The following is a 22,027-nucleotide window of genomic DNA, read 5'->3' on the forward strand; positions in this document are numbered from 1 at the left end:
GGTGGTCAATTCCGTTCGACTTACGGCTCGTTGCGGCTGCTTACCCTCCGCAAGCACTCACGATACGTGCCACAACCGAACCGTATTGAGGGGATGCGAGATCTCACCGGTCATCGCCCGGCCATCTCACCGGTCCCGCCCCACCGTCACTTCTTCGGCTCGAAGGTCCGTGTGAACGTCTGCCAGGCGTCGCGTCGCTGATCGCTGCCCCAGTCGTCCGCTTTCGCGGTGTACATCAGCCCGTAGCCCAGGCCGCCGTTGACGACGAAGCCTCGGTCCACGGAGCGGTACTTCGTACCGCCGTCCACGTAGGTGAATTCCCAGTCCGCCGTGTTCCAGCCGCGGAAGTCGACCTTCTCTATACGGATCCGGTCGTACTGGGCCCGGCGCATGCCCAGTTCCTGGTTCTTCCAGTCGGCCACCGGGTTGTCCTTGGGCGTCGGGGTCCAGCCGATGAGCAGCTTCTGCCCGTTCGGCCCGGTGAAGCGTGCGCCCGCGCGGTCGGTCGAGCGGAACTTCCAGCCCTTCGGCAGGCCTACCGAGAAACCCTGCGGGTGCTTGTACGTCTCCTCGGCGCCGTGCCCCTTGCCCTTGCCGCCGCCGATGGACGAGCCCTGCCCCGCGTCGTCGTCCTTGCCCGAGCCGGAGCTGTCGTCCTTCTCCTTGCCCTGGTCGCCCTGGCCGTCCTTGCCCTTGCCGGAACCGGAGTCGTCGTTCTTCCCCGAGTCCTTCCCGGAGTCCTTCTCCTTGCCCTCGCCGCCCGCGGTCGCCCCGCTGGACGAGGACTTGTCGCCGCCGCTCCTGTCGTCCTTGCCGTCGCCGTCGCCGTTGAGCGCGAACGCGAGCACCGTGCCGAGCACGGCGAGCGCGACGACCACCGCGATGATCACCAGCGTGCGCCGCGGCACCACGTCCGTGAGCGGCGCCCGGGCGGGCGGCTTCGGCGGCCCGCTGGGCTGCGCCGGGATCCGCGCCGCGCCCTGCGAACCGGCGCCCGCACCGGCGGAGTTCAGCCCCACGCCCGCCCCGGCACCCACGCTCCCGGAGGCCGAGCCCGCACCCGAGGCCGGGCCCGCGCCACCCGAACCGGCGCCTCCGCCCCGCCCCGCGACACCAGCACCAGCACCAGCACCAGCACCACGCTCGGCGCCACCGCTCCCAGCCGTACCGCCGATACGTTCCCCCGCACCGACCGCACCGACCGCACCGGAAGCAGCCGTCCCCGAAGCGGCAGTCCCGCTCGCCGTCCCGGAGGCGGCACCCGCGGCGCCACCACCGCCGTGCCCGGTCACGCCGGACCCGGCCGAAGCACCCGACGCCGAACCGGCGTTGCCCGCGCCGCCACCGGCGGCCGGACCGCCGGCCGACGCGGCACCACCGGCCCCACCAGCCGCGGCACCGCCCGCCGCACCCGCGCCGCGGGCCGACGTGGCCGCGGCCGCCGCCTTCTTGCGCACCGAGCGGAACGCGCCCTTCAGCCGCTCGGCGGCCTCCTCGCCCTTGCGGCCGCCGGAGGAGCCGGACGGCGGCGCCTGCGGCGGGACCGGGGGCAGCGGCACGACCTTCGTCGCGTCCACCGGCTCGACAGGGGCCTTGTCCTCGGGGATGTCCGGGGCGTTGACGACCTCGCGGAGCATCGCCCGCGCGCTCGCGTCGTCGAGCCTCTGCTCGGGGTCCTTGGCGAGCAGGCCGTAGATGACCTTCTCCAGCAACGGACCGGCGTTCTGCGGCGGTTCGACGGCCTCGGTCATCACGGCGGTGAGGGTCGCGATGGCCGAGCCCTTGTCGTACGGGGGTACGCCCTCCACGGCCGCGTAGATGAGCCCGCCGAGCGACCACAGGTCGGCCGCGGGGCCCGGCTTGTGGCCGCGCGCCCGCTCCGGCGAGATGTACGAAGGGGCGCCGACGAGCATGCCCGTCGACGTGATGGACGGGTCGCCCTCGACCTGGGCGATGCCGAAGTCGGTGAGGACGACGCGGCCGTCCTCGGCGATCAGCACGTTGGACGGCTTCACGTCGCGGTGCAGGATGCCCTCGCGGTGAGCCGAGCGCAGCACGTCGAGCACGGCGAGCCCGACCTCCGCGGCGCGCCTCGGCGTGAGCAGCCCGTCCTCACGGACGGCCTCGGCCAGGGACTTGCCCTCGACCAGCTCCATCACGATCCAGGGCCGGTCGTCCTCGTCGACCACGTCGAAGACGGTCACGGCACTGGTGTTGCGGATCCGGGCGATCGCCTTGGCCTCGCGCAGCGTGCGCGTGATGAGCCGCCGCTTCTCGTCCTCGTCGATGCTCGACGGGAAGCGCAGTTCCTTGACCGCGACCGTGCGGCCCAGCGTCTCGTCCTTGGCCCGCCAGACGGTGCCCATGCCGCCGCGGCCGAGCACGTCACCGAGCCGGTACCGGCCCGCGAGGAGACGTGCGCTCTGATCCTGACGAGCCTCGCCCGTCCGCTCAGCCTCCGACATGCGTCCCCTCAACTACCCGCACAACCAGCCCCGACAGAGCCTTCATTGTCCCTCACCCGGGGACCGGCCGACGCCGCGGGTCCGTCGTCCCACATCATGGACATTCCCACCGAGTGAACCCCGGCGCACTACCCCAAACCTCGCTGTCCATACCCCCCTTGGCCACCCTCCTCGGGTCAAACCACCCAGAACCCCTGACCACTCCTTGACTACTTGCTGACAAGCGGAAGGTCAGCCTCCCCGCTGTCTCCCGAGGGGGAGGCCGAACTCCGACGGCACCGCGCCCTGCTACAGCGGCACGATGTCGGGCGCCCCGAGGCGTGCCGCGTCAGCTGTCAGGTCGTCCGGCTGCCGCTGCGACTCGCGCTCGGCCTCCACCCGCTTCTCGTAGTGCTGGACCTCGCGCTCGATCTGGTCCTTGTCCCAGCCGAGCACCGGCGCCATCAGCTCCGCGCACTCGCGGGCGCTGCGGGTGCCGCGGTCGAAGGTCTCGATGGAGATGCGGGTGCGTCGCGTGAGCACGTCGTCCAGGTGGCGGGCGCCCTCGTGCGACGCGGCGTAGACGACTTCGGCGCGCAGATAGTCCTCGGCCGCCGCCAGCGGTTCGCCCAGGGACGGGTCGGCGGTGACCAGTTCGAGCACTTCCTCCGCCAGTGAGCCGTACCTGTTCAACAGGTGCTCCACGCGCACCACATGGAGGCCGGTGCGGGCCGCGATGCCCGCGCGGGCGTTCCACAGCGCGCGATAGCCCTCGGCGCCGACCAGCGGGATGTCCTCCGTGACGCAGTCCGCGACCCGCTGGTCCAGACCGTGCACCGCCTCGTCGACGGCGTCCTTGGCCATGACGCGGTACGTCGTGTACTTGCCGCCCGCGACGACGACCAGACCCGGCGCGGGATGGGCGACCGTGTGCTCGCGGGACAGCTTGCTGGTGGCGTCCGACTCCCCGGCGAGGAGCGGCCGCAGGCCCGCGTACACCCCCTGCACGTCGTCGCGCGAGAGGGGCACCGCGAGCACCGAGTTCACATGCTCCAGGAGATAGTCGATGTCCGCGCTGGAGGCGGCCGGGTGGGCCTTGTCCAGGTCCCAGTCGGTGTCCGTGGTCCCGATGATCCAGTGCCGGCCCCAGGGGATCACGAAGAGCACGCTCTTCTCCGTGCGCAGGATGAGCCCGGTCGAGGAGTTGATCCGGTCCTTCGGCACGACCAGGTGGATGCCCTTGGACGCCCGGACGTGGAACTGGCCGCGCTCGCCGACCATGGCCTGGGTGTCGTCGGTCCACACGCCCGTGGCGTTCACGACCTGCTTGGCCCGGATCTCGTACTCCCCGCCGGCCTCGACGTCCTGGACCCGGGCGCCGACGACGCGCTCGCCCTCGCGCAGGAAGCCCGTGACCCGGGCGCGGTTGGCGGCCTTCGCGCCGTACGCCGCGGCGGTGCGCACGAGGGTGGCCACATAGCGGGCGTCGTCCATCTGCGCGTCGTAGTACTGCAGGGCGCCGACCATGGCGTCCTTCTTCAGGCACGGGGCGACGCGGTGGGCGTGACGGCGGGTCAGGTGGCGGTGGGTGGGCAGGCCGCGGCCGTGGCCGCGCGCCATCGACATGGCGTCGTACAGCGCGACGCCCGAGCCCGCGTACAGCCGCTCCCAGCCCTGGTGCTGGAGGGGATACAGGAACGGAACGGGCTTCACGAGGTGCGGCGCGAGCCGTTCGAGGAGCAGGCCGCGCTCCTTCAGCGCCTCGCGCACCAGCGCGAAGTCCAGCATCTCCAGATAGCGCAGGCCACCGTGGATCAGCTTGCTCGACCGGCTCGACGTGCCCGACGCCCAGTCCCTGGCCTCGACCAGGCCGGTGCTCAGGCCGCGGGTGACGGCGTCGAGCGCCGTGCCCGCACCGACCACGCCGGCGCCCACGACGAGAATGTCCAGCTCGCGCTCGGCCATGCCCGCGAGTGCCTCGGCGCGCTCCGCCGGGCCAAGAGTCGCTGTCCTCACCGCTGCCTCCCGTGCTGTTCGGGTGTGGTCGCGCTCACATCATGCCCAGATTCTGGTCGCGCCCGCCGGGTTCGGCCACGGCCTGTGGAAAACGTTGATACCGCTGCGGCCACCGTGACAGCTGCGACTGTCGAGATCAGAGGGGCCACCGAGAACTTCCGCGGGCATGGAAACCGCCGCCAACACTCCGATGCCGGAAGGAGCCCAATCCCGCAAATCGGTCATATTTACTCCTAGTCTGACATTGCGCTCGCCCATCTTGTCCACAGGGCTTGCGCGATCGTCCCGCTTTGGCTATATCCGCCCCGGCTATTGGGAAGGACGGCTCACCGCCATGCCAGCTGACCTCGCCGTCATCGGTCTCGGCCACCTCGGCCTGCCCCTCGCCCAGGCCGCCGCCGCAGGCGGCATCGCCACCATCGGCTACGACCCCGGCCGCGCACCCGACCTGGCCGGGGGCCGCCTTCCGGGTGACGGCACCGAAGGGACCCTCACCGCCGCCGACGTCCGCCGGATGCTCTCGGGGGGCTTCAGGCCGACCACCGACCCCGCCGAGCTCGGCCGCGTCCGCACGGCCGTCATCTGCGCCCCCACGCCCCCCGCCGCGGACGGCTCGCTCGACCTCGGCCAGGTGGCCGAGGCCGCCCGCGCCCTCGCCGCCCGCCTTCGCCCGCACACGACGGTCATCCTGGAGTCACCCGCGTACCCGGGAACCACCGAGGAGTTCCTGCGCCCCCTGCTCGAACAGGGCTCGGGCCTGCGCGCCGGACGGGACTTCCACCTCGCCTACTCCCCCGCCCGCCTCGACCCCGGCAACCGCACCCACGGCTACGCGGGCACCCCCAAGGTCATCGGCGGCCTCACCCCCGCCTGCACCGAGTCCGCCGCCGCCTTCTACGGCCGCCTCACCGACAAGGTCGTCCGCGCGCGCGGCCCCCGGGAGGCCGAAACCGTGCACCTCCTGGAGACCAACTACCGGCACGTGAACATGGCGCTGGTCAACGAGATGGCGGTGCTCTGCCACGACCTGGGCATCGACCTGTGGGACGTCATCCGCTGCGCCGAGACCAAGCCCTTCGGCTTCCAGGCCTTCCGTCCCGGCCCCGGCGTCGGCGGCCACGGCGTCCCCCTGGACGTCCCCGGGCCCGCGCGCGGCCTGCGCCCGCTGCGCCTGGTCGAGCTGGCCCAGCAGGTCAACGACCGGATGCCGGGCTATGTGATCCAGCGCGCCGCGACCCTGCTCAACGAGCACGGCAAGTCCGCGCGCGGCGCCCGCGTGCTGCTCCTCGGCGTCACCTACAAGCCGGACGTCGCCGACCAGCAGGGCTCCCCCGCCCAGGAGATCGCGGTCCGCCTGATGGAGCTCGGCGCCGCCGTGAGCTACCACGACCCCTACGTGGGGCACTGGAACGTTCTCGGCCATCCCGTGCCCCGCGCGGACACCCTCTACGAAGCGGCCGCCGACGCCGACCTGACCATCCTGCTCCAGCACCACCGCACCTACGACCTCCAAGGCCTCGCCGTGAAGGCCCAGCTCCTGCTCGACACCAGGGGCGCGACCCCGGCGGGCGCCGCCCACCGCCTCTGATCCCACACACAACCCCCTGGGGCCCTTCGCGCGCTGCTGCTACCGTGCGGATCCAGTCACTTACCGCACACCAGTGCACTCGTATCCCAGGGGGAAACCAGATGACGCAGCCGCCACCTCCAGGTCAGGGCGGACAGCCGTACGGCCAGCCGCAGCAGCCCTACGGCCAGCAGCCGCACGGCCAGCAGCCCGGCTACGGCTACCCGCAGCAGCCGCAACAGCCCTACGGCCAGCAGCCGCAGCAGCCGTACAACCCCTTCCCGCAGCAGCCGCAGCCCGGTGGCTTCCCGCCGCCGCCCCCGGCCGCGCGGGGCAACGTCGGCCTCGGCGTGGTGGTCGCCCTCGTCGCCGCCCTGGTCGCCGCGGGCGTCTACGGCGGCATCATCGGCGCCACCGAGCACGAGATCGGCTGGGCGGCGGTCGGTGTCGGCTTCGTCGTGGGTCTGGCCGCGGGCAAGGTGGGCGGCCCCAACCCGGCGCTGGGCGCCCTCGCCGCGGTCTTCTCGCTCGGCGCGGTGTACCTGGGCCAGCTGGTCGGCGCCTCCATCGTCATCGCCGACAAGCTGAACCTCGACTTCACCGAAGTGTTCTTCGACCACTTCGACTTCGTGCAGGAGGCGTGGAAGCACGACGCCGACGCGATGACGTACGTGTTCTTCGCGATAGCCGCCGTCGCGGCCTTCGGCAGCGCCAAGCGCGCCGCCCAGTAGCGGCACGCGGCACGCGCGACGGCCTGGGGCCGGCCACCTTCGGGTGGCCGGCCCCAGGCCGTCGAAGCTCCGTACGGACGTCAGCGGCGGTGCTGCGAGTCCGCCACCGTGACCTCGACGCGCTGGAACTCCTTCAGCTCGCTGTAGCCCGTCGTGGCCATGGCCCGGCGCAGCGCCCCGAAGAAGTTCATCGAGCCGTCCGGGATGTGCGAGGGACCGGCGAGGATCTCCTCGGTGGTGCCGACGGTGCCGAGGTCGACCTTCTTGCCGCGCGGCACGTCCTCGTGGACGGCCTCCATGCCCCAGTGGTGGCCCTTGCCCGGCGCGTCCGTGGCGCGCGCCAGCGGGGAGCCCATCATCACGGCGTCCGCGCCGCAGGCGACGGCCTTGGGCAGGTCGCCGGACCAGCCGACGCCGCCGTCGGCGATGACGTGGACGTACCGGCCGCCGGACTCGTCCATGTAGTCACGGCGGGCCGCCGCGACGTCTGCCACGGCCGTGGCCATCGGCACCTGGATGCCGAGGACGTTGCGCGTGGTGTGCGCGGCGCCGCCGCCGAAGCCGACGAGGACACCGGCCGCGCCGGTGCGCATCAGGTGCAGGGCGGCGGTGTACGTGGCGCAGCCGCCGACGATCACCGGGACGTCGAGTTCGTAGATGAACTGCTTCAGGTTCAGCGGCTCGGCGGCACCGGAGACGTGCTCGGCCGACACCGTCGTGCCACGGATCACGAAGATGTCCACGCCCGCGTCCACGACGGCCTTGGAGAACTGCGCGGTGCGCTGCGGCGACAGGGCGGCGGCGGTGACGACTCCGGAGTCGCGCACCTCCTTGATGCGCTGCCCGATCAGCTCCTCCTTGATGGGAGCGGCGTAGATCTCCTGGAGGCGGCGGGTGGCCGCCTCCGCGGGCAGCTCCGCGATCTCGTCGAGCAGCGGCTGCGGGTCCTCGTACCGCGTCCACAGGCCTTCGAGGTTCAGCACGCCGAGGCCGCCGAGCTCACCGATGCGGATGGCGGTCTGCGGCGAGACGACGGAGTCCATGGGGGCCGCGAGGAAGGGCAGCTCGAAGCGGTAGGCGTCGATCTGCCAGGCGATCGAGACCTCCTTGGGGTCCCGGGTGCGCCGGCTCGGCACGACGGCGATGTCGTCGAAGGCGTACGCCCGGCGGCCGCGCTTGCCGCGGCCGATCTCGATCTCAGTCACGTGTGTGGCCCTTCAGCTTTCCTATGGCGCTCCGTATTCCGTTCCAGTATCCCCGACACGCGCGTGGCCACCGGTTACGGCGACTCAACGTCGCGCCGGTGAATCGGCTACTTGTTACGGCTGTAGTTCGGCGCCTCGACCGTCATCTGGATGTCGTGCGGGTGGCTCTCCTTGAGGCCCGCGGACGTGATCCGTACGAACCGGCCGTTGGCCTGGAGCTGGGGCACCGTGCGCCCGCCCACGTAGAACATCGACTGGCGCAGACCGCCCACCAGCTGGTGCACGACCGCCGACAGCGGGCCCCGGTAGGGCACCTGGCCCTCGATGCCCTCGGGGACCAGCTTCTCGTCGGAGGCGACGCCCTCCTGGAAGTACCGGTCCTTGGAGAACGACCGCTGCTCACCGCGCGACTGCATGGCGCCCAGCGAACCCATGCCCCGGTAGGACTTGAACTGCTTGCCGTTGATGAAGAGCAGTTCGCCCGGGGACTCCTCGCAGCCCGCGAGCAGCGAGCCCAGCATGACCGTGTCCGCACCGGCCACGAGCGCCTTGGCGATGTCTCCGGAGTACTGCAGGCCGCCGTCGCCGATCACCGGGACACCGGCTTCCTTGGCGGCGAGCGACGCTTCGTAGATGGCCGTTACCTGCGGTACGCCGATGCCGGCGACGACGCGGGTCGTGCAGATGGAGCCGGGGCCCACGCCGACCTTGATGCCGTCGACACCGGCGTCGATGAGCGCCTTGGCGCCGTCGCGGGTGGCGATGTTGCCGCCGATGACGTCCACGCCGCCCGCGTTCGACTTGATCTTGGCGACCATGTCGCCGACGAGCCGGGAGTGACCGTGAGCGGTGTCGACGACGATGAAGTCGACGCCCGCCTCGATCAGCGCCTGGGCGCGGTCGAAGGCGTCCCCGGCGACGCCGACGGCGGCACCGACGAGGAGGCGGCCCTCGGAGTCCTTGGCGGCGTTCGGGTACTTCTCGGCCTTCACGAAGTCCTTGACCGTGATGAGGCCCTTGAGCACACCGGCGTCGTCGACCAGCGGCAGCTTCTCGATCTTGTGGCGGCGCAGCAGCTCCATGGCGTCCACGCCGGAGATGCCGACCTTGCCGGTGACGAGCGGCATCGGGGTCATGACCTCGCGCACCTGGCGCGTGCGGTCGGCCTCGAAGGCCATGTCGCGGTTGGTGACGATGCCGAGCAGCTTGCCGCCGCCGTCGGTCACGGGGACGCCGCTGATGCGGAACTTGGCGCAGATCGCGTCGGCCTCGGCGAGGGTCGCGTCCGGGTGCACCGTGATCGGGTCGGTGACCATGCCGGACTCGGACCGCTTGACCAGGTCGACCTGGTTGGCCTGGTCGGCGATGGAGAGGTTGCGGTGCAGCACGCCGACGCCGCCCTGGCGGGCCATGGCGATGGCCATCCGGGACTCGGTGACCTTGTCCATCGCCGCGGACAGCAGCGGGACGTTCACCCGGACGTTCTTCGAGATGGACGAGGCGGTGTCGATGTCGCCGGGTGCCATGTCGGACGCGCCCGGCAGCAGCAGCACGTCGTCGTAGGTCAGCCCGAGTGTCGCGAACTTCTCGGGCACTCCGTCGACGTTTGCAGTCATGACACCTTCCCCAATGGCCTTGATCGGTGCGGATGTCCATGCTAACGGGAAGCGTGGCTCTCTCATTCCACAGTGCCGGCGGGGGCGGGGGTTCGTAGATTCCTACAGCCGCACTGTGGGCCGGATGGACGAGGCCCTTCCTGGGACGAGGCGAGTTCGGCGCCGCCGGGAGGGCGGGCTCCCGCCCCCTGGGGGTGGCGAAAGTCTCCACCCGAGGGAAGCCCGGCCTCGGCCATTCGGCCCGTCCGGCGCTTGAGGACGAACGCGCAAGCGCGACAGAGACAGAGAGGGCGGGCGGATGGGGGGGGGAGGACCTACTGCTCGGCCAGCGCCCGCAGGCGGCTCAGCGCGCGGTGCTGGGCCACCCGGACCGCCCCCGGCGACATCCCCAGCATCTGCCCGGTCTCCTCGGCCGTTAGGCCGACGGCGACGCGCAGGAGCAACAGCTCGCGCTGGTTGTCCGGCAGGTTGGCGAGCAGCTTCTTGGCCCACTCGGCGTCACTGCTGAGCAGCGCCCGCTCCTCGGGCCCGAGGGAGTCGTCGGGCCGCTCGGGCATCTCGTCCGAGGGCACAGCGGTGGAACCGGGGTGGCGCATCGCGGCCCGCTGCAGGTCGGCGACCTTGTGCGCGGCGATGGCGAAGACGAAGGCCTCGAAGGGCCGTCCGGTGTCCCGGTAGCGCGGCAGCGCGAGCAGCACCGCGACGCAGACCTCCTGCGCGAGGTCCTCGACGAAGTGCCGCGCGTCACCGGGAAGTCGGGAGAGCCGGGTGCGGCAGTACCGCAGCGCGAGCGGGTGGACGTGGGCCAACAGGTCGTGCGTGGCCTGCTCGTCCCCCTCGACGGCGCGTAGGACGAGGGCACCGATCACCGTCGTCTTGTCATCGCGCATCGGTCCATGGTGCCTTGGTGCTGACTGATCTGTGGCACCGCGTCCATAGTTGTGCATCGAAGCGTTATGAGCGGGTGCGCCGGAACTCATCTCCCGCACCCTCCCCTCCCGCTCGGCCGACTCGTCCCCAAGGAACTCCACACCTCAAGGATGCGGCATCGGCGGCGAAGCGCCACAAGCCGCTCCCGAGGCGGGTGCTTGCGGGCCTCCATGGCCCCGTCCGCCGCACGGCGGACGGGAATCACCATGCCCCCGCCACAGCACACTCAGCGAACCAGGCCCCAGCGGAAGCCGAGCGCCACCGCGTGCGCGCGGTCCGAGGCGCCGAGCTTCTTGAACAGCCGCCTGGCGTGCGTCTTCACCGTGTCCTCGGAGAGGAAGAGCTCGCGGCCGATCTCGGCGTTCGACCGGCCGTGGCTCATCCCTTCGAGAACCTGGATCTCACGCGCGGTGAGCGTGGGCGCCGCGCCCATCTCGGCCGAGCGAAGACGGCGCGGGGCCAGCCGCCAGGTCGGGTCGGCGAGCGCCTGCGTGACGGTCGCGCGCAGTTCGGCGCGCGAGGCGTCCTTGTGCAGATAGCCGCGGGCCCCGGCGGCGACCGCGAGCGCGACCCCGTCCAGGTCCTCGGCGACCGTGAGCATGATGATGCGCGCTCCCGGGTCGGCCGAGAGCAGCCGCCGCACGGTCTCCACGCCGCCCAGTCCGGGCATGCGTACGTCCATCAGAATCAGATCCGAGCGGTCGGCGCCCCAGCGGCGGAGGACTTCCTCGCCGTTGGCCGCTGTCGTCACGCGCTCGACGCCGGGCACGGTCGCGACCGCGCGGCGCAGCGCCTCTCGGGCGAGCGGGGAGTCGTCGCAGACGAGGACGGATGTCATGGCCGTCCTCCGCAGCTGATGCGCGTCACCTTGAGCCTCCAGGCTGGTACAAGTCGTCACCTGTGCGGTTGACGCACTCGGACACCTGCCCGAGCACTTGTTCTTTCAACCGCCTCCGCACTCTCAACGACGGTCACTCGAAAGAGTTACGGGGCAGTCAGCCGTCTTCGGCACTCTACGTGAGGGCGCGGACACGGCACAGGCGGCGCGGGCGGATGCGCCCTCCCAACGGGCTCCGACGAGCGCCATCAAGAGCTATGCCCCATTTAGCGGCTTTTCTTCCCTTTTCCTGGTGTCTGTGGCTAGATTCGCAATGAGTCATATTTTCATCTCCTTAGACAGTAGATGTACGGTCATGGGCACCGTATCGGCGTCAGAACGGCTACCAGGAGACACGCAATGGCAGATTTCTCCCGCCTTCCCGGACCGAACGCAGATCTGTGGGACTGGCAGCTCCTCGCGGCCTGCCGCGGGGTGGACAGCTCGCTCTTCTTCCACCCGGAGGGCGAGCGCGGCGCGGCACGGAGCGCACGTGAGAACTCGGCCAAGGAGGTCTGCATGCGCTGCCCGGTGCGCGCGGAGTGCGCGGCGCACGCGCTCGCGGTCCGCGAGCCGTACGGCGTGTGGGGCGGGCTGACCGAGGACGAGCGCGAGGAACTGATGGGCCGGGCCCGCAACCGCCTGGTCACGGCGGCAGGGAGCGGCGCGACCCCCTGAAGGAACGTTTCTGCGCATGCGCCTCAGCGCGCGGCGGCTCGCGCAAGGTGGTCCAGCGTGGCGGCGACGGCCGGCACCTGCGCCAGGTCGGGCAGCGTGAGCGCCACGATCTCCCGGCGCACGGCGGGCTCCACCGTCACCGCGCGGGCGCCCTTGGGGCGTACCGACTCGATCGCGAGCTCGGGCAGCACCGCGACCCCAAGACCCGCCCCGACCAGGCCGATCACCGCCGGATAGTCGTCCGTGGCGAAGTCGATGCGGGGTGCGAAGCCCGCGCTCTCGCAGACCTCCACCAACTGGCGGCGGCAGCGCGGGCAGCCCGCGATCCACGACTCGTCGGCGAGTTCGCCGATGGTGACGCTCTCGGCCTTCGCCAGGCGGTGCTCCTCCGGTACGAGGCCGACGAGCCGGTCGTCGAGCAGCGGCCGTACGACGAGGTCGTCCCACTCGTCCGCGGCGGCGGCCCCCGCGTACCGGAAGGCGAGCGCCACGTCGCAGTCGCCCTCGCGCAGCATCTCCACCGAGCGCGGGGGCTCGGCCTCCTCCAGGGAGACGCGGGTGCCGGGGTGCGCGGCGCGCAGCGCGGCGAGCGCGCCCGGCACGAGGGTGGAGGAACCACTCGGGAAGGAGACGAGGCGGACGCGGCCCGCACGCAGTCCGGCGATGGCGGCGACCTCCTCCTCGGCCGCGGTCAGCCCGGCGAGGATGCCCGCGGCGTGCCGGACCAGGGCCTCCCCGGCCTGCGTGAGGCGCATCTCGCGGCCGGTGCGGATCAGCAGCGGCGTGCCCACCGACGCCTCCAGCGCCTTCATCTGCTGGCTGACGGCGGGCTGGGTACAGCCGAGCTCGCGGGCCGCCGCCGAGAAGGAGCCGGTGGCGGCCACGGCGCGCAGGACACGGAGATGACGGGCCTCGATCATGATCCGAGCATAAGTGACTCTTGGGTCCGTCACCCAATATTGCGTGGCCGCTTTGAGGAGCGCTCGCCTAGCCTGGCCGTATGAAGCTTCTCTCCGTGAATGTGGGCCGGCCCAAGTCCGTCGACTACACCGACGCTCCCGGCGGCCGCACCGGGATCGACAAGCAGCCAGTCGACGGGGCCGTCCGGGTGACCGCACCGGGCCCCAAGGGCACCGGCGGCAGCGGCCTCACCGGAGACACCGTCTGCGACCTGCGCCACCACGGCGGCAACGACCAGGCGGTCTACGCCTTCGCCCGCGAGGACCTGGACGCGTGGGAGCGGCTGCTCGGCCGGACGCTGCCCAACGGCGGCTTCGGCGAGAACCTCACGACGTCCGGCGTGGACGTGAACGGCGCGCTGATCGGCGAGCGTTGGCGCGTCGGCCCGGACCTGCTTCTGGAGGTGACCTCGTCGCGCATCCCGTGCCGCACGTTCCAGGGCCACGTGGGTGAGACGGGCTGGGTGCGGCGGTTCACGCAGACCGTGCTGCCGGGCGCCTATCTGCGGGTCATCGAGCCGGGCGAGATCCGGGCGGGCGACGCGGTGGAGATCGTGCACCGCCCGGACCACGAGGTCACCGTCGCCGTGCAGTTCCGGGCCATGACCACGGAGCGCGCACTGCTGCCGTCGCTGCTCGCGGCCGGTGACGCGCTGCACCCGGAGACGGCGAAGAAGGCACGCAAGTACGTGGAGAAGCTCGGCGCGCAAGGAGCCTGAGCGGCGCGGGCGGCACGGGTGGGGCGAGCGGCGCGGGCGGCACGGGCGGGGCGAGCGGCACGGGCAGTGCGGGCGGACCGCAGGGGCGGGAGCGGGACCGCCGGGGCACGGACGGAGCGCCGGGGCGCCGTCGAGCACCGGCGATATGAGGGAAGTCCCTAGGGGTGCACGGGAGTTGATTCAGGGTCGGGTGGGGGCCGTCCCCGATACTCCAGGGCGGGCCGAGGCGCGAATCTCGAATCATGTCCCGACTCACGAGCAGGCCACGCCTCAAGCGTGTCCTCATCATCCTCGGCAGCGTCGTCACCGTCGTCGCGCTGGCGCTCGGCGGCGGCCTGCTGTGGCTGTGGCAGGACGCCGAGATCAGCACCGTCGGCAAGGAATCCTTCGACAACGCCCTGGTGATACCGCCGCTGGCCGAGTCCCGCCTGGACAAGGACGGCACCCGCGTCTTCGACCTGCGGATGCAGCGGGGTGAGAAGGAGTTCAAGGCCGGGCGCACCACGCCGACCTGGGGCTTCAACGGCGACTATCTGGGCCCGACCCTGCGTGCGAAGCGCGGCGAGAAGGTCCGCGTGCGGATACGCAACGGCCTTGACGAAGCATCGACCGTCCACTGGCACGGCATGCACCTGCCCGCGAAGATGGACGGCGGCCCGCACCAGATGATCCGGCCCGGCGGCAGCTGGAGCCCGCACTGGAAGGTGGACCAGCCCGCGGCCACGCTCTGGTACCACCCGCATCCGCACGGCGCGACGGAGAAGCACGTGCAGCGCGGCCTCGCGGGCCTGTTCCTCCTCGACGACAAGCGCGGTGAACGCCTCGCGCTGCCGAAGAAGTACGGCGTCGACGACCTGCCGGTGATCGTCCAGGACGTGAAGTTCGACGGCGCGAAGCTCGACCACGGCCACAGGATGATGCGCGATGTCGGCTTCCTCGGCGACCGGACCATGGTCAACGGCACCCTCCAGCCGTACCAGGAGGTGGGCGACGAACTCATACGCCTGCGGCTCCTGAACGCCTCGACGGCGCGTACGTACGACTTCGGCTTCCCGGACGACCGCGCCTTCTCCCTGGTCGGCACGGACGGCGGCGCCCTGGAGCGGCCGGCGCGGATGGAGCGGATACAGCTGTCGCCGGGTGAGCGCGCCGAGATCGTGGTGCGGATGCGGCCCGGCGAGAGGACCGTGCTGCGGAGCTTCCCGCAGGACAACTACGGGGGTGCCTGGCAGCAGCGGTTCAGCGGGGGCGACGACTCCTTCGACGTGCTCCAGCTGCGGGCGGCGAAGCGGCTGCGTCCCTCGCCCGCGCTGCCCTCGGAGCTGGGCGAGTTGGAGGTGCCGGACGGCGCGGGGGCGAGCCGGGCGCGGTTCTTCGACCTGAAGAGGTCCGGGATCAACGGCCGGGCGATGCGGATGGACCGGATCGACGAGGTGGTCACGCGCGGCGCGACCGAGACCTGGACCGTGCGCAACAACAACGGCATGCCGCACAACTTCCACGTGCACGACGTGCAGTTCCGGGTCCTGGAGGTGAACGGCGACACGCCGCCGCCCGAGCTGCGCGGCCCCAAGGACACGGTGTTCATCCCGAACGGCACGACCATGAAGCTGGCCCTGCGCTTCGAGGGCCCGGCCGACCCCAGGACGCCGTACATGTACCACTGCCATCTGCTGAGCCACGAGGACGGAGGAATGATGGGGCAGTTCGTGGTGGTCGAGAAGGGCCAGAAGGCGGGCAAGCCGTCCGGACGACACAGCGGGCACTGAGGCTCACTAGCCTTGGTCCATGACTACGGCTCTGATTACGGGATCGACCGCCGGTATCGGCGCCGCCTTCGCGCGGCGGCTCGCCGGTGACGGGCACAACCTGGTCCTGGTGGCGCGCGACACGAAGCGGCTGCGCGAGCAGGCGACCGAGCTGCACGACCGGCACGGCATCGAGGCGGAGGTCCTGACCGCCGACCTCGCCACGGAGGACGGCATCACGGCCGTCGAGGAGCGGCTCGCCCGTCGCCGAGACGGAGTCGACCTGCTGGTCAACAACGCCGGATTCGGCAACAAGGGCCGCTACTTGGAGGTGTCGCTCGCCGACGAGCTGGCGATGCTGAAGGTGCACTGCGAGGCCGTGCTCCGGCTGACGTCGGCGGCGACGGGCGCGATGCGGGAGCGGGGCCGGGGCGGGGTCGTCAACGTCGCGTCGGTGGCGGCGTTCGTGCCGCGCGGGACGTACGGCGCGTCCAAGGCGTGGGTCGTGCAGTTCACGCAGGGCGCGGCGCGGGACCTGGCGGGCACGGGGGTGCGGCTGATGGCGCTGTGCCCCGGGTTCGTCCGCACGGAGTTCCACGAGCGGGCGGGCATGGGCACGGACAACATCCCCAAGTGGATGTGGCTCGACGCCGACAAGCTGGTGGCCGCGGCCCTCGCCGACCTGGCCCGAGGCAAGTCCCTGTCCATCCCGGACCCGCGCTACAAGACCCTGATGGGCGTGGTGAAGGTGACACCGAGGGCACTGCTTGGCGGAGTGACATCGAGGACGGGCAGAAAGTACGGCCCGAAGTAGCAACACCCCGAGGAAGAGCCCCCGAAGGGGCGCGGGGAACTGCGCGAGGACGGACCACGACCCGCACTCGGCACACCACAAAACCCGGCAGACGCGAAGCCGAAAAAGCGCCCCCGGCGGACGCGGAACCAATAGCGACCTCGGCAGACGCGGAGCCGAAAACACCGAGGTCCGGCACCCCGCGACGGGGTGCCGGACCTCGGACGGCGCCAAAGTCGGCTACCGCGAAGAGCGCATCGCTCAGTGCGAGTGACCGTGACCGTGGCCGTGACCGGCCTCAGCCTCTTCCTCGGCCGGCTTCTCGACGACCAGGGTCTCGGTCGTGAGCAGCAGGGAGGCGATGGAGGCGGCGTTCTCCAGGGCGGAGCGCGTCACCTTGACCGGGTCGATGACGCCGGCCTTGACCAGGTCGACGTACTCGCCGGTCGCGGCGTTGAAGCCGAAGCCCTTGTCCAGCTCCGCCACCTTGGTGGTGATGACGTAGCCCTCGAGGCCGGCGTTCTCGGCGATCCAGCGCAGCGGCTCGACGACGGCGCGGCGCACGACCGCGACACCGGTGGCCTCGTCGCCGGTCAGGTCGAGGTTGCCCTCGAGGACCTTGGCGGCGTGGACGAGCGCGGAGCCACCACCGGAGACGATGCCCTCCTCGACCGCGGCGCGGGTCGCGGAGATGGCGTCCTCCAGACGGTGCTTCTTCTCCTTCAGCTCCACCTCGGTGGCGGCGCCGACCTTGATGACGCACACGCCGCCGGCCAGCTTCGCGAGGCGCTCCTGGAGCTTCTCGCGGTCCCAGTCGGAGTCCGTGGCCTCGATCTCGGCCTTGATCTGGGCGACGCGGCCCTCGACGTCAGCGGAGTTGCCGCCGCCGTCGACGATGGTCGTGTCGTCCTTGGTGATGGTGACGCGGCGGGCGGAGCCGAGCACGTCGAGACCGACCTGGTCGAGCTTGAGGCCGACCTCCTCGGCGATGACGGTGCCGCCCGTGAGGGTGGCCATGTCGCCGAGCATCGCCTTGCGGCGGTCGCCGAAGCCGGGGGCCTTCACCGCGACGGCGTTGAAGGTGCCGCGGATCTTGTTCACGACCAGGGTCGAAAGGGCCTCGCCCTCGACGTCCTCGGCGATGATCAGGAGCGGCTTGGAGGAACCGGCCTGGATGACCTTCTCCAGGAGCGGGAGCAGGTCCTGGATGGAGGAGATCTTGCCCTGGTGGATCAGGATGTACGGGTCGTCGAGGACGGCCTCCATACGCTCCTGGTCGGACACCATGTACGGCGACAGGTAGCCCTTGTCGAAGGCCATGCCCTCGGTGAAGTCCAGCTCCAGACCGAAGGTGTTGGACTCCTCGACGGTGATGACACCGTCCTTGCCGACCTTGTCCATCGCCTCGGCGATGAGCTCGCCGACCTGCGTGTCCTGGGCGGAGAGCCCGGCCACGGCGGCGATGTCGGACTTGTCGTCGATCGGACGGGCGGTGGCGAGCAGGTCGTCGGAGACGGCCTTGACCGCGGCGTCGATGCCCTTCTTCAGGGCGGCCGGGGAAGCACCGGCGGCGACGTTGCGCAGGCCCTCCTTGACCAGGGCCTGGGCCAGCACGGTGGCGGTGGTGGTGCCGTCACCAGCGATGTCGTTGGTCTTGGTCGCCACCTCCTTCACGAGCTGGGCGCCGAGGTTCTCGTACGGGTCCTCGACCTCGACCTCACGGGCGATGGTGACGCCGTCGTTGGTGATGGTGGGAGCGCCGAACTTCTTGTCGATGACGACGTTGCGGCCCTTGGGGCCGATCGTCACCTTGACCGTGTCGGCAAGCTTGTTGACGCCGCGCTCGAGGGCGCGACGGGCGTCCTCGTCGAACTTCAGGATCTTCGCCATGGGAGCGTTTCAGCCCTCTCGAAAACTCGGGTGAACGAGCCGCGCCCCTCGCCGCCCGGCAATCAGCGGGGTGACCAGGGGCGCAGCGCAAGCAAATCTGCAGGTGAAGCAGGTGCAGCAGAGACGATTGGCTCTCGACTACTTCTCGATGATCGCGAGCACGTCGCGGGCCGAGAGGACGAGGTACTCGTCGCCGTTGTACTTCACCTCGGTGCCGCCGTACTTGCTGTAGAGCACGACGTCGCCGACCTTCACGTCGAGCGGCAGGCGCTCGCCGTTCTCGAAGCGGCCCGGGCCCACGGCGAGGACAGCCCCCTCCTGGGGCTTCTCCTTCGCGGTGTCCGGGATGACCAGGCCAGAGGCCGTGGTCTGCTCGGCGTCGAGCGGCTGGACCACGATGCGGTCCTCAAGCGGCTTGATGGCAACCTTGGAGCTGGCGGTCGTCACGATCCGACCTCCCCCTTCGGAGATCTCGCGGGGTTAACTGATCTGAGGTGGCGACCAGGTGGATCCGTCGTCGCGGGTGCCGGACCTGCCCGTCGCTGTTGGCACTCTCCAGTGGGGAGTGCCAGGCCCGAGACTAGGACGACGATTAGCACTCGGTCAAGCGGAGTGCCAATGCAGGCGGTGTTACGGGTGGTCGGGGCGGAGCGCCCGGGCCGAAACCCGGGCTCACGCCTTCGGACAACGTCCCGCCCGGACGCAGGGTTCCGAGCGGCCCGGGCCCGCACCGGTGCTCCGCCTGCGGCAGCTTGCGCGGGACCTTCCGCGGGATCTTCTCGGCCGCCTTCCGGCCGAGGCGCTCGATCGGGTCGACCGACTGCGCGCAGCCGGTCAGCAGCAGGACGGGGGCGAGCACCCCCGCCGCGACCGCCGCCACCCGGACCCGAGCCATCCGGGCCCGCGCCATCCGGACCCGCGCCATCCGGACCCGTGCCGTCCGGACCCGAGACACCCGGATCCGAGCCACCCGGACCCGCGCGGGTCGGCCCCGCGCGGGCCGGTTCACAGGTAGTCCTCCAGCCGCGCCACGGCGTACCCCTTGGCCGTGACCGTCTTGAGCACCGTGCGGACCATGTCGGGCATCGTGCCCTTCCAGTCCTCACGGCCGCGGAAGTGCGTGAGGATGATGTCGCCCGGGTGCAGATCCTTGTCCCACTCGCGCCACTCCATGTGCCGGGCGAAGCCCTCGGAGGCCCACAGCGGCACCGCCTTGACGCCGCAGGACTTGGCGGCGCGCAGGGTGTCGCGGTTGTAGTTCCCGTACGGCGGCCGGAACAACTCGGGCCGCTTCCCGTACCGCTTCTGGATGGTGTCCTGCATCCCGCAGATCTCCCGCCGCTGCCCCTCGTAGGAAAGACCCGGCAGATAGCGGTGGTTGAGCGTGTGGTTGTTCAGTACGACGCCGTTCCGCTGCATCCGCTTGAAGTAGCCGTAGTCCTCCTTGACCAGGTAGTCGCTGAGGAAGGCGGTGTACGGGATCTTCAGGTCGCGCATCATCCGCAGGAACGCCGGGTCCTTCTCGGCGCCGTCGTCGATCGTCAGGAAGACGACCTTGTCCTTGGTCGGGACGGTGGTGAACACCGGCGGCAACTGCGCCTGCCCCTCGACCTCGAAGCCCTTGCGGGTGGTGATGCGGGGCTTGACGGCGGGCGCGGGGGGCGCGGCCAGCGGGGCCTGCGCGAGCCCCCAGCGCTTCGCCGCCGCGGCCCGCGCGGCCTGCTTCGCGCGCAGCGCGTCGGCGTAGTCCCGCAGCGCCTGGGCGGGCGGGCCGAGGCGCGGCTGCTGGCCGTGCGCGCCGGAGCCGCCCCGCTCGTCGCCGTCGGCGGCACAGCCGGAGGCGATCGCGGTGGTCACGACGGCGGCGCTGACGGCCAGGGCGGCGAGGCGGGCGCGCCCGCGCCGACCGCGCGCACCGCCCCAACTGCCCCCTTGAGCAAATTGTTCGTTTTGTCGTACTAGTCGCATGGCGCCGCATCCTCGCAGCTCAGGCGCCCTGCACGGGGCCGACACCGCCGCCGTACGCGCACCTTCCACCGACTGGCCCACAATGGGCGACGTGAACGATCCGCTTGCCTCCTTCGCCGCGCTCCGCACCGACGAGGGCCGCTCCCTCCTCGACGCCGTACGCGACGTCGAACCGAGCCAGGAGCTCGCGGTGGCCACCCGGCTGCGCCGCGAGCACCCCGCCGACCTGGTCTCCGCCGCGCTCGCGCAGGCGCGGCTGCGGCAGCGGGCGGTCGCGAAGTTCGGCGCGGCGGACGCCGCCCGCATGTACTACACGCCGAACGGCGTCGAGCAGTCCACGCGCACGTCCGTGGCGGCGTACCGCGCGCGGCGCTTCCAGGATCTCGGCGTACGCTCCGTCGCCGACCTCTGCTGCGGCATCGGCGGCGACGCCATCGCCCTCGCGCGCGCCGGGATCGCCGTCCTCGCCGTCGACCGCGATCCGCTGACCTGTGCGGTCGCCCGCGCCAACGCGGAGGCACTGGGCCTGGCCGACCTCATCGAGGTCCGCGAGGCGGACGTGACCGACATCGACACCTCCCCCTACGACGCCGTGTTCGTCGACCCCGCGCGGCGCGGTGGGCGTGGCCGGATCTTCGACCCCGAGGCCTACTCACCGCCCCTCTCCTGGGCCGTCGAGGCCGCCCGCAAGGCGCCCCGCGCCGCCCTCAAGATCGCCCCCGGCATCCCGCACGACGCCGTGCCCGGCGAGGCCGAGGCCGAGTGGATCTCGGACGGGGGCGACGTGAAGGAGGCCGTGCTGTGGTTCGGCGCCGGGGTGCCCGGCTCGCACCGGGCCACCTTGCTGCCCGCCGGGGACACCCTCGCCTCCCCCCTCGCCACGATGCTCCCCGACCCGGACGTCCGGCCCGTCGGGCGCTACCTGTACGAACCCGACGGGGCCGTCATCCGCGCCCACCTCGTCGCCGAGGTCGCCTCCCGCGTCGGCGGTGGGCTCATCGACGAGACCATCGCCTACGTCACCTCCGACGCCGCCGTCGCCACGCCCTACGCCACCGCCTACGAGATCACCGACCAACTTCCCTTCAACGTCAAGAAGTTGAAGGCATTGCTGCGGGAGCGGGGGGTCGGCGTCCTCACCGTCAAGAAGCGGGGGTCGGCCGTCGAGCCCGAGGAACTCCGCCGCAAGGTGAAGCCCCAGGGGCCTGGGTCAGCCACGGTGTTCCTCACCCGGGTCGGGGGCGCGCCCACGATGCTGGTGGGGCGTCCGGCGGGGTAGGCCTCGCGGGGGCGCCCGTAGGGGACTTCGAAGGGGACGTTCACGTTCCTGGTGGCGAGGGTGCGCTTCGCGCGGACGACGCGCTGGACGACGGTCGCCTCGGGGGCGAGCACCGCGCGGGCGATCTCGGCGGTGCTGAGGCCGCCGAGCAGACGGAGCGTCAGGGCGACACGGGCCTCGGCGGAGAGCACCGGGTGGCAGGCGGTGAAGACGGGGCGCAGCAGGTCGTCGTCGATGGCGTCCGGGTCCTTGACGAGCTCCGGGATCTCGTCGGGGTGCGGCGGAGCGGCCTCCGGGTCCCGGCCGACCTCCGCGAGCTTGCGCGCGTAGCGCTCCCGGCGGCGTACCAGGTCGATGGCGCGGTGCTTGGCGGCGGCCATGAGCCAGGCGCCCGGGTTGTCGGGCACGCCGGACTCCGGCCACTGCCCCAGGGCGGCGACGAGGGCGTCCTGCGCCGGCACCTCGGCGATGCCGACGTCTCGTACGATCCGCGCGACACCGGCGATGACGCGCGGGGCCTCCGTGCGGAAGACGGTCTCCACGTCTTCCTCGACGGCGCGGCGGGGGCACTCGGGCGCATGGTCCACGGCCACACGTCAGAGCACCC

The 22,027-nt window shown here is 71.5% G+C and carries 17 protein-coding genes and 1 pseudogene; 7 read left to right on the top strand and 11 right to left on the bottom strand.

Annotation, left to right across the window (positions count from 1 at the left end; genetic code table 11):
* Positions 1–146 precede the first annotated feature (146 nt).
* Both ACZ6BG_RS12320 and ACZ6BG_RS12325 read right to left on the bottom strand, forming a co-directional pair.
* On the bottom strand, positions 147–2,465 hold the full coding sequence (locus ACZ6BG_RS12320) for a serine/threonine-protein kinase (RefSeq protein ID WP_468999821.1): 2,319 nt from the start codon (positions 2,463–2,465) through the stop codon (positions 147–149).
* Between the two features lie 288 nt (positions 2,466–2,753).
* Positions 2,754–4,460, bottom strand: a complete 1,707-nt coding sequence (locus tag ACZ6BG_RS12325) for a glycerol-3-phosphate dehydrogenase/oxidase (protein WP_468999822.1) — start codon at positions 4,458–4,460, stop codon at positions 2,754–2,756.
* Positions 4,461–4,794: 334 nt separating this feature from the next.
* Here ACZ6BG_RS12325 and ACZ6BG_RS12330 point away from each other — a divergent pair, with 334 nt between their 5' ends.
* Positions 4,795–6,048, top strand: coding sequence for a nucleotide sugar dehydrogenase (locus tag ACZ6BG_RS12330; protein ID WP_468999823.1), 1,254 nt, complete (start codon positions 4,795–4,797; stop codon positions 6,046–6,048).
* Between the two features lie 101 nt (positions 6,049–6,149).
* Positions 6,150–6,758 carry a hypothetical protein gene (locus ACZ6BG_RS12335; RefSeq protein WP_468999824.1) on the top strand — a complete coding sequence of 203 codons (609 nt, stop codon included), beginning with the start codon at positions 6,150–6,152 and terminating at the stop codon, positions 6,756–6,758.
* An 80-nt stretch (positions 6,759–6,838) separates the two neighbouring features.
* Here the strand turns inward: ACZ6BG_RS12335 and ACZ6BG_RS12340 are convergent, their stop codons facing one another.
* The 4 genes from ACZ6BG_RS12340 to ACZ6BG_RS12355 form a co-directional block, all read right to left on the bottom strand.
* Positions 6,839–7,963 carry a GuaB3 family IMP dehydrogenase-related protein gene (locus ACZ6BG_RS12340; protein ID WP_468450772.1) on the bottom strand — a complete coding sequence of 375 codons (1,125 nt, stop codon included), beginning with the start codon at positions 7,961–7,963 and terminating at the stop codon, positions 6,839–6,841.
* A gap of 107 nt (positions 7,964–8,070) precedes the next feature.
* Complete coding sequence (gene guaB, locus ACZ6BG_RS12345) at positions 8,071–9,579, bottom strand: IMP dehydrogenase (protein ID WP_468999826.1); 1,509 nt, start codon at positions 9,577–9,579, stop codon at positions 8,071–8,073.
* A gap of 314 nt (positions 9,580–9,893) precedes the next feature.
* Positions 9,894–10,469, bottom strand: coding sequence for a sigma-70 family RNA polymerase sigma factor (locus ACZ6BG_RS12350; protein WP_030361423.1), 576 nt, complete (start codon positions 10,467–10,469; stop codon positions 9,894–9,896).
* Between the two features lie 266 nt (positions 10,470–10,735).
* Positions 10,736–11,347, bottom strand: coding sequence for a response regulator transcription factor (locus ACZ6BG_RS12355; RefSeq protein WP_003948568.1), 612 nt, complete (start codon positions 11,345–11,347; stop codon positions 10,736–10,738).
* Positions 11,348–11,746: 399 nt separating this feature from the next.
* Between ACZ6BG_RS12355 and ACZ6BG_RS12360 the strand changes: the two genes are divergently transcribed.
* Positions 11,747–12,064 carry a WhiB family transcriptional regulator gene (locus ACZ6BG_RS12360; RefSeq protein ID WP_030361422.1) on the top strand — a complete coding sequence of 106 codons (318 nt, stop codon included), beginning with the start codon at positions 11,747–11,749 and terminating at the stop codon, positions 12,062–12,064.
* A gap of 23 nt (positions 12,065–12,087) precedes the next feature.
* Here ACZ6BG_RS12360 and ACZ6BG_RS12365 read toward each other — a convergent pair whose 3' ends face one another.
* On the bottom strand, positions 12,088–12,984 hold the full coding sequence (locus ACZ6BG_RS12365) for a LysR family transcriptional regulator (protein ID WP_468999827.1): 897 nt from the start codon (positions 12,982–12,984) through the stop codon (positions 12,088–12,090).
* A gap of 80 nt (positions 12,985–13,064) precedes the next feature.
* On the opposite strand from ACZ6BG_RS12365, the gene ACZ6BG_RS12370 reads away from it, so the two are divergent.
* The 3 genes from ACZ6BG_RS12370 to ACZ6BG_RS12380 all read left to right on the top strand — a co-directional run bounded on the left by ACZ6BG_RS12370 (position 13,065) and on the right by ACZ6BG_RS12380 (position 16,304).
* On the top strand, positions 13,065–13,742 hold the full coding sequence (locus ACZ6BG_RS12370; RefSeq protein ID WP_468999828.1) for an MOSC domain-containing protein: 678 nt from the start codon (positions 13,065–13,067) through the stop codon (positions 13,740–13,742).
* A gap of 242 nt (positions 13,743–13,984) precedes the next feature.
* Positions 13,985–15,511, top strand: a complete 1,527-nt coding sequence (locus tag ACZ6BG_RS12375) for a multicopper oxidase family protein (RefSeq protein WP_468999829.1) — start codon at positions 13,985–13,987, stop codon at positions 15,509–15,511.
* Between the two features lie 19 nt (positions 15,512–15,530).
* Positions 15,531–16,304, top strand: coding sequence for an SDR family NAD(P)-dependent oxidoreductase (locus ACZ6BG_RS12380; RefSeq protein ID WP_468999830.1), 774 nt, complete (start codon positions 15,531–15,533; stop codon positions 16,302–16,304).
* Positions 16,305–16,544: 240 nt separating this feature from the next.
* Here ACZ6BG_RS12380 and groL read toward each other — a convergent pair whose 3' ends face one another.
* The 3 genes from groL to ACZ6BG_RS12395 all read right to left on the bottom strand — a co-directional run bounded on the left by groL (position 16,545) and on the right by ACZ6BG_RS12395 (position 20,141).
* A complete protein-coding gene (groL, locus tag ACZ6BG_RS12385) occupies positions 16,545–18,173 on the bottom strand; it encodes a chaperonin GroEL (protein ID WP_468999831.1) in 1,629 nt (542 codons plus the stop codon).
* A gap of 138 nt (positions 18,174–18,311) precedes the next feature.
* Positions 18,312–18,620: a co-chaperone GroES gene (groES, locus tag ACZ6BG_RS12390; protein ID WP_004955293.1), complete on the bottom strand. Its 309-nt coding sequence runs from the start codon at positions 18,618–18,620 to the stop codon at positions 18,312–18,314.
* 558 nt (positions 18,621–19,178) lie between these two features.
* Positions 19,179–20,141 (bottom strand): polysaccharide deacetylase family protein, encoded by a 963-nt coding sequence (locus ACZ6BG_RS12395; RefSeq protein ID WP_468999832.1) that lies wholly within the window; start codon positions 20,139–20,141, stop codon positions 19,179–19,181.
* A gap of 82 nt (positions 20,142–20,223) precedes the next feature.
* Between ACZ6BG_RS12395 and ACZ6BG_RS12400 the strand changes: the two genes are divergently transcribed.
* Positions 20,224–21,420 carry a class I SAM-dependent methyltransferase gene (locus ACZ6BG_RS12400; RefSeq protein ID WP_469000260.1) on the top strand — a complete coding sequence of 399 codons (1,197 nt, stop codon included), beginning with the start codon at positions 20,224–20,226 and terminating at the stop codon, positions 21,418–21,420.
* Here the strand turns inward: ACZ6BG_RS12400 and ACZ6BG_RS12405 are convergent.
* Positions 21,420–22,013: pseudogene (locus ACZ6BG_RS12405) on the bottom strand (sigma factor-like helix-turn-helix DNA-binding protein); the annotation flags it as partial. The gene ACZ6BG_RS12400 and the pseudogene ACZ6BG_RS12405 overlap by 1 nt on opposite strands.
* Positions 22,014–22,027 lie beyond the last annotated feature (14 nt).

This window comes from Streptomyces sp. NPDC041205 (genome assembly GCF_055591765.1).

What these genes read in the sequence shown, in the direction of transcription:
- ACZ6BG_RS12320 (WP_468999821.1), bottom strand. Translation starts at nt 2,465, where the DNA reads ATGTCGGAGGCTGAGCGGACGGGCGAGGCTCGTCAGGATCAGAGCGCA.
- ACZ6BG_RS12330 (WP_468999823.1), top strand. Translation starts at nt 4,795, where the DNA reads ATGCCAGCTGACCTCGCCGTCATCGGTCTCGGCCACCTCGGCCTGCCC.
- ACZ6BG_RS12335 (WP_468999824.1), top strand. Translation starts at nt 6,150, where the DNA reads ATGACGCAGCCGCCACCTCCAGGTCAGGGCGGACAGCCGTACGGCCAG.
- guaB (WP_468999826.1), bottom strand. Translation starts at nt 9,579, where the DNA reads ATGACTGCAAACGTCGACGGAGTGCCCGAGAAGTTCGCGACACTCGGG.
- ACZ6BG_RS12350 (WP_030361423.1), bottom strand. Translation starts at nt 10,469, where the DNA reads ATGCGCGATGACAAGACGACGGTGATCGGTGCCCTCGTCCTACGCGCC.
- ACZ6BG_RS12355 (WP_003948568.1), bottom strand. Translation starts at nt 11,347, where the DNA reads ATGACATCCGTCCTCGTCTGCGACGACTCCCCGCTCGCCCGAGAGGCG.
- ACZ6BG_RS12360 (WP_030361422.1), top strand. Translation starts at nt 11,747, where the DNA reads ATGGCAGATTTCTCCCGCCTTCCCGGACCGAACGCAGATCTGTGGGAC.
- ACZ6BG_RS12365 (WP_468999827.1), bottom strand. Translation starts at nt 12,984, where the DNA reads ATGATCGAGGCCCGTCATCTCCGTGTCCTGCGCGCCGTGGCCGCCACC.
- ACZ6BG_RS12370 (WP_468999828.1), top strand. Translation starts at nt 13,065, where the DNA reads ATGAAGCTTCTCTCCGTGAATGTGGGCCGGCCCAAGTCCGTCGACTAC.
- ACZ6BG_RS12375 (WP_468999829.1), top strand. Translation starts at nt 13,985, where the DNA reads ATGTCCCGACTCACGAGCAGGCCACGCCTCAAGCGTGTCCTCATCATC.
- ACZ6BG_RS12380 (WP_468999830.1), top strand. Translation starts at nt 15,531, where the DNA reads ATGACTACGGCTCTGATTACGGGATCGACCGCCGGTATCGGCGCCGCC.
- groL (WP_468999831.1), bottom strand. Translation starts at nt 18,173, where the DNA reads ATGGCGAAGATCCTGAAGTTCGACGAGGACGCCCGTCGCGCCCTCGAG.
- ACZ6BG_RS12395 (WP_468999832.1), bottom strand. Translation starts at nt 20,141, where the DNA reads ATGCGACTAGTACGACAAAACGAACAATTTGCTCAAGGGGGCAGTTGG.
- ACZ6BG_RS12400 (WP_469000260.1), top strand. Translation starts at nt 20,224, where the DNA reads ATGGGCGACGTGAACGATCCGCTTGCCTCCTTCGCCGCGCTCCGCACC.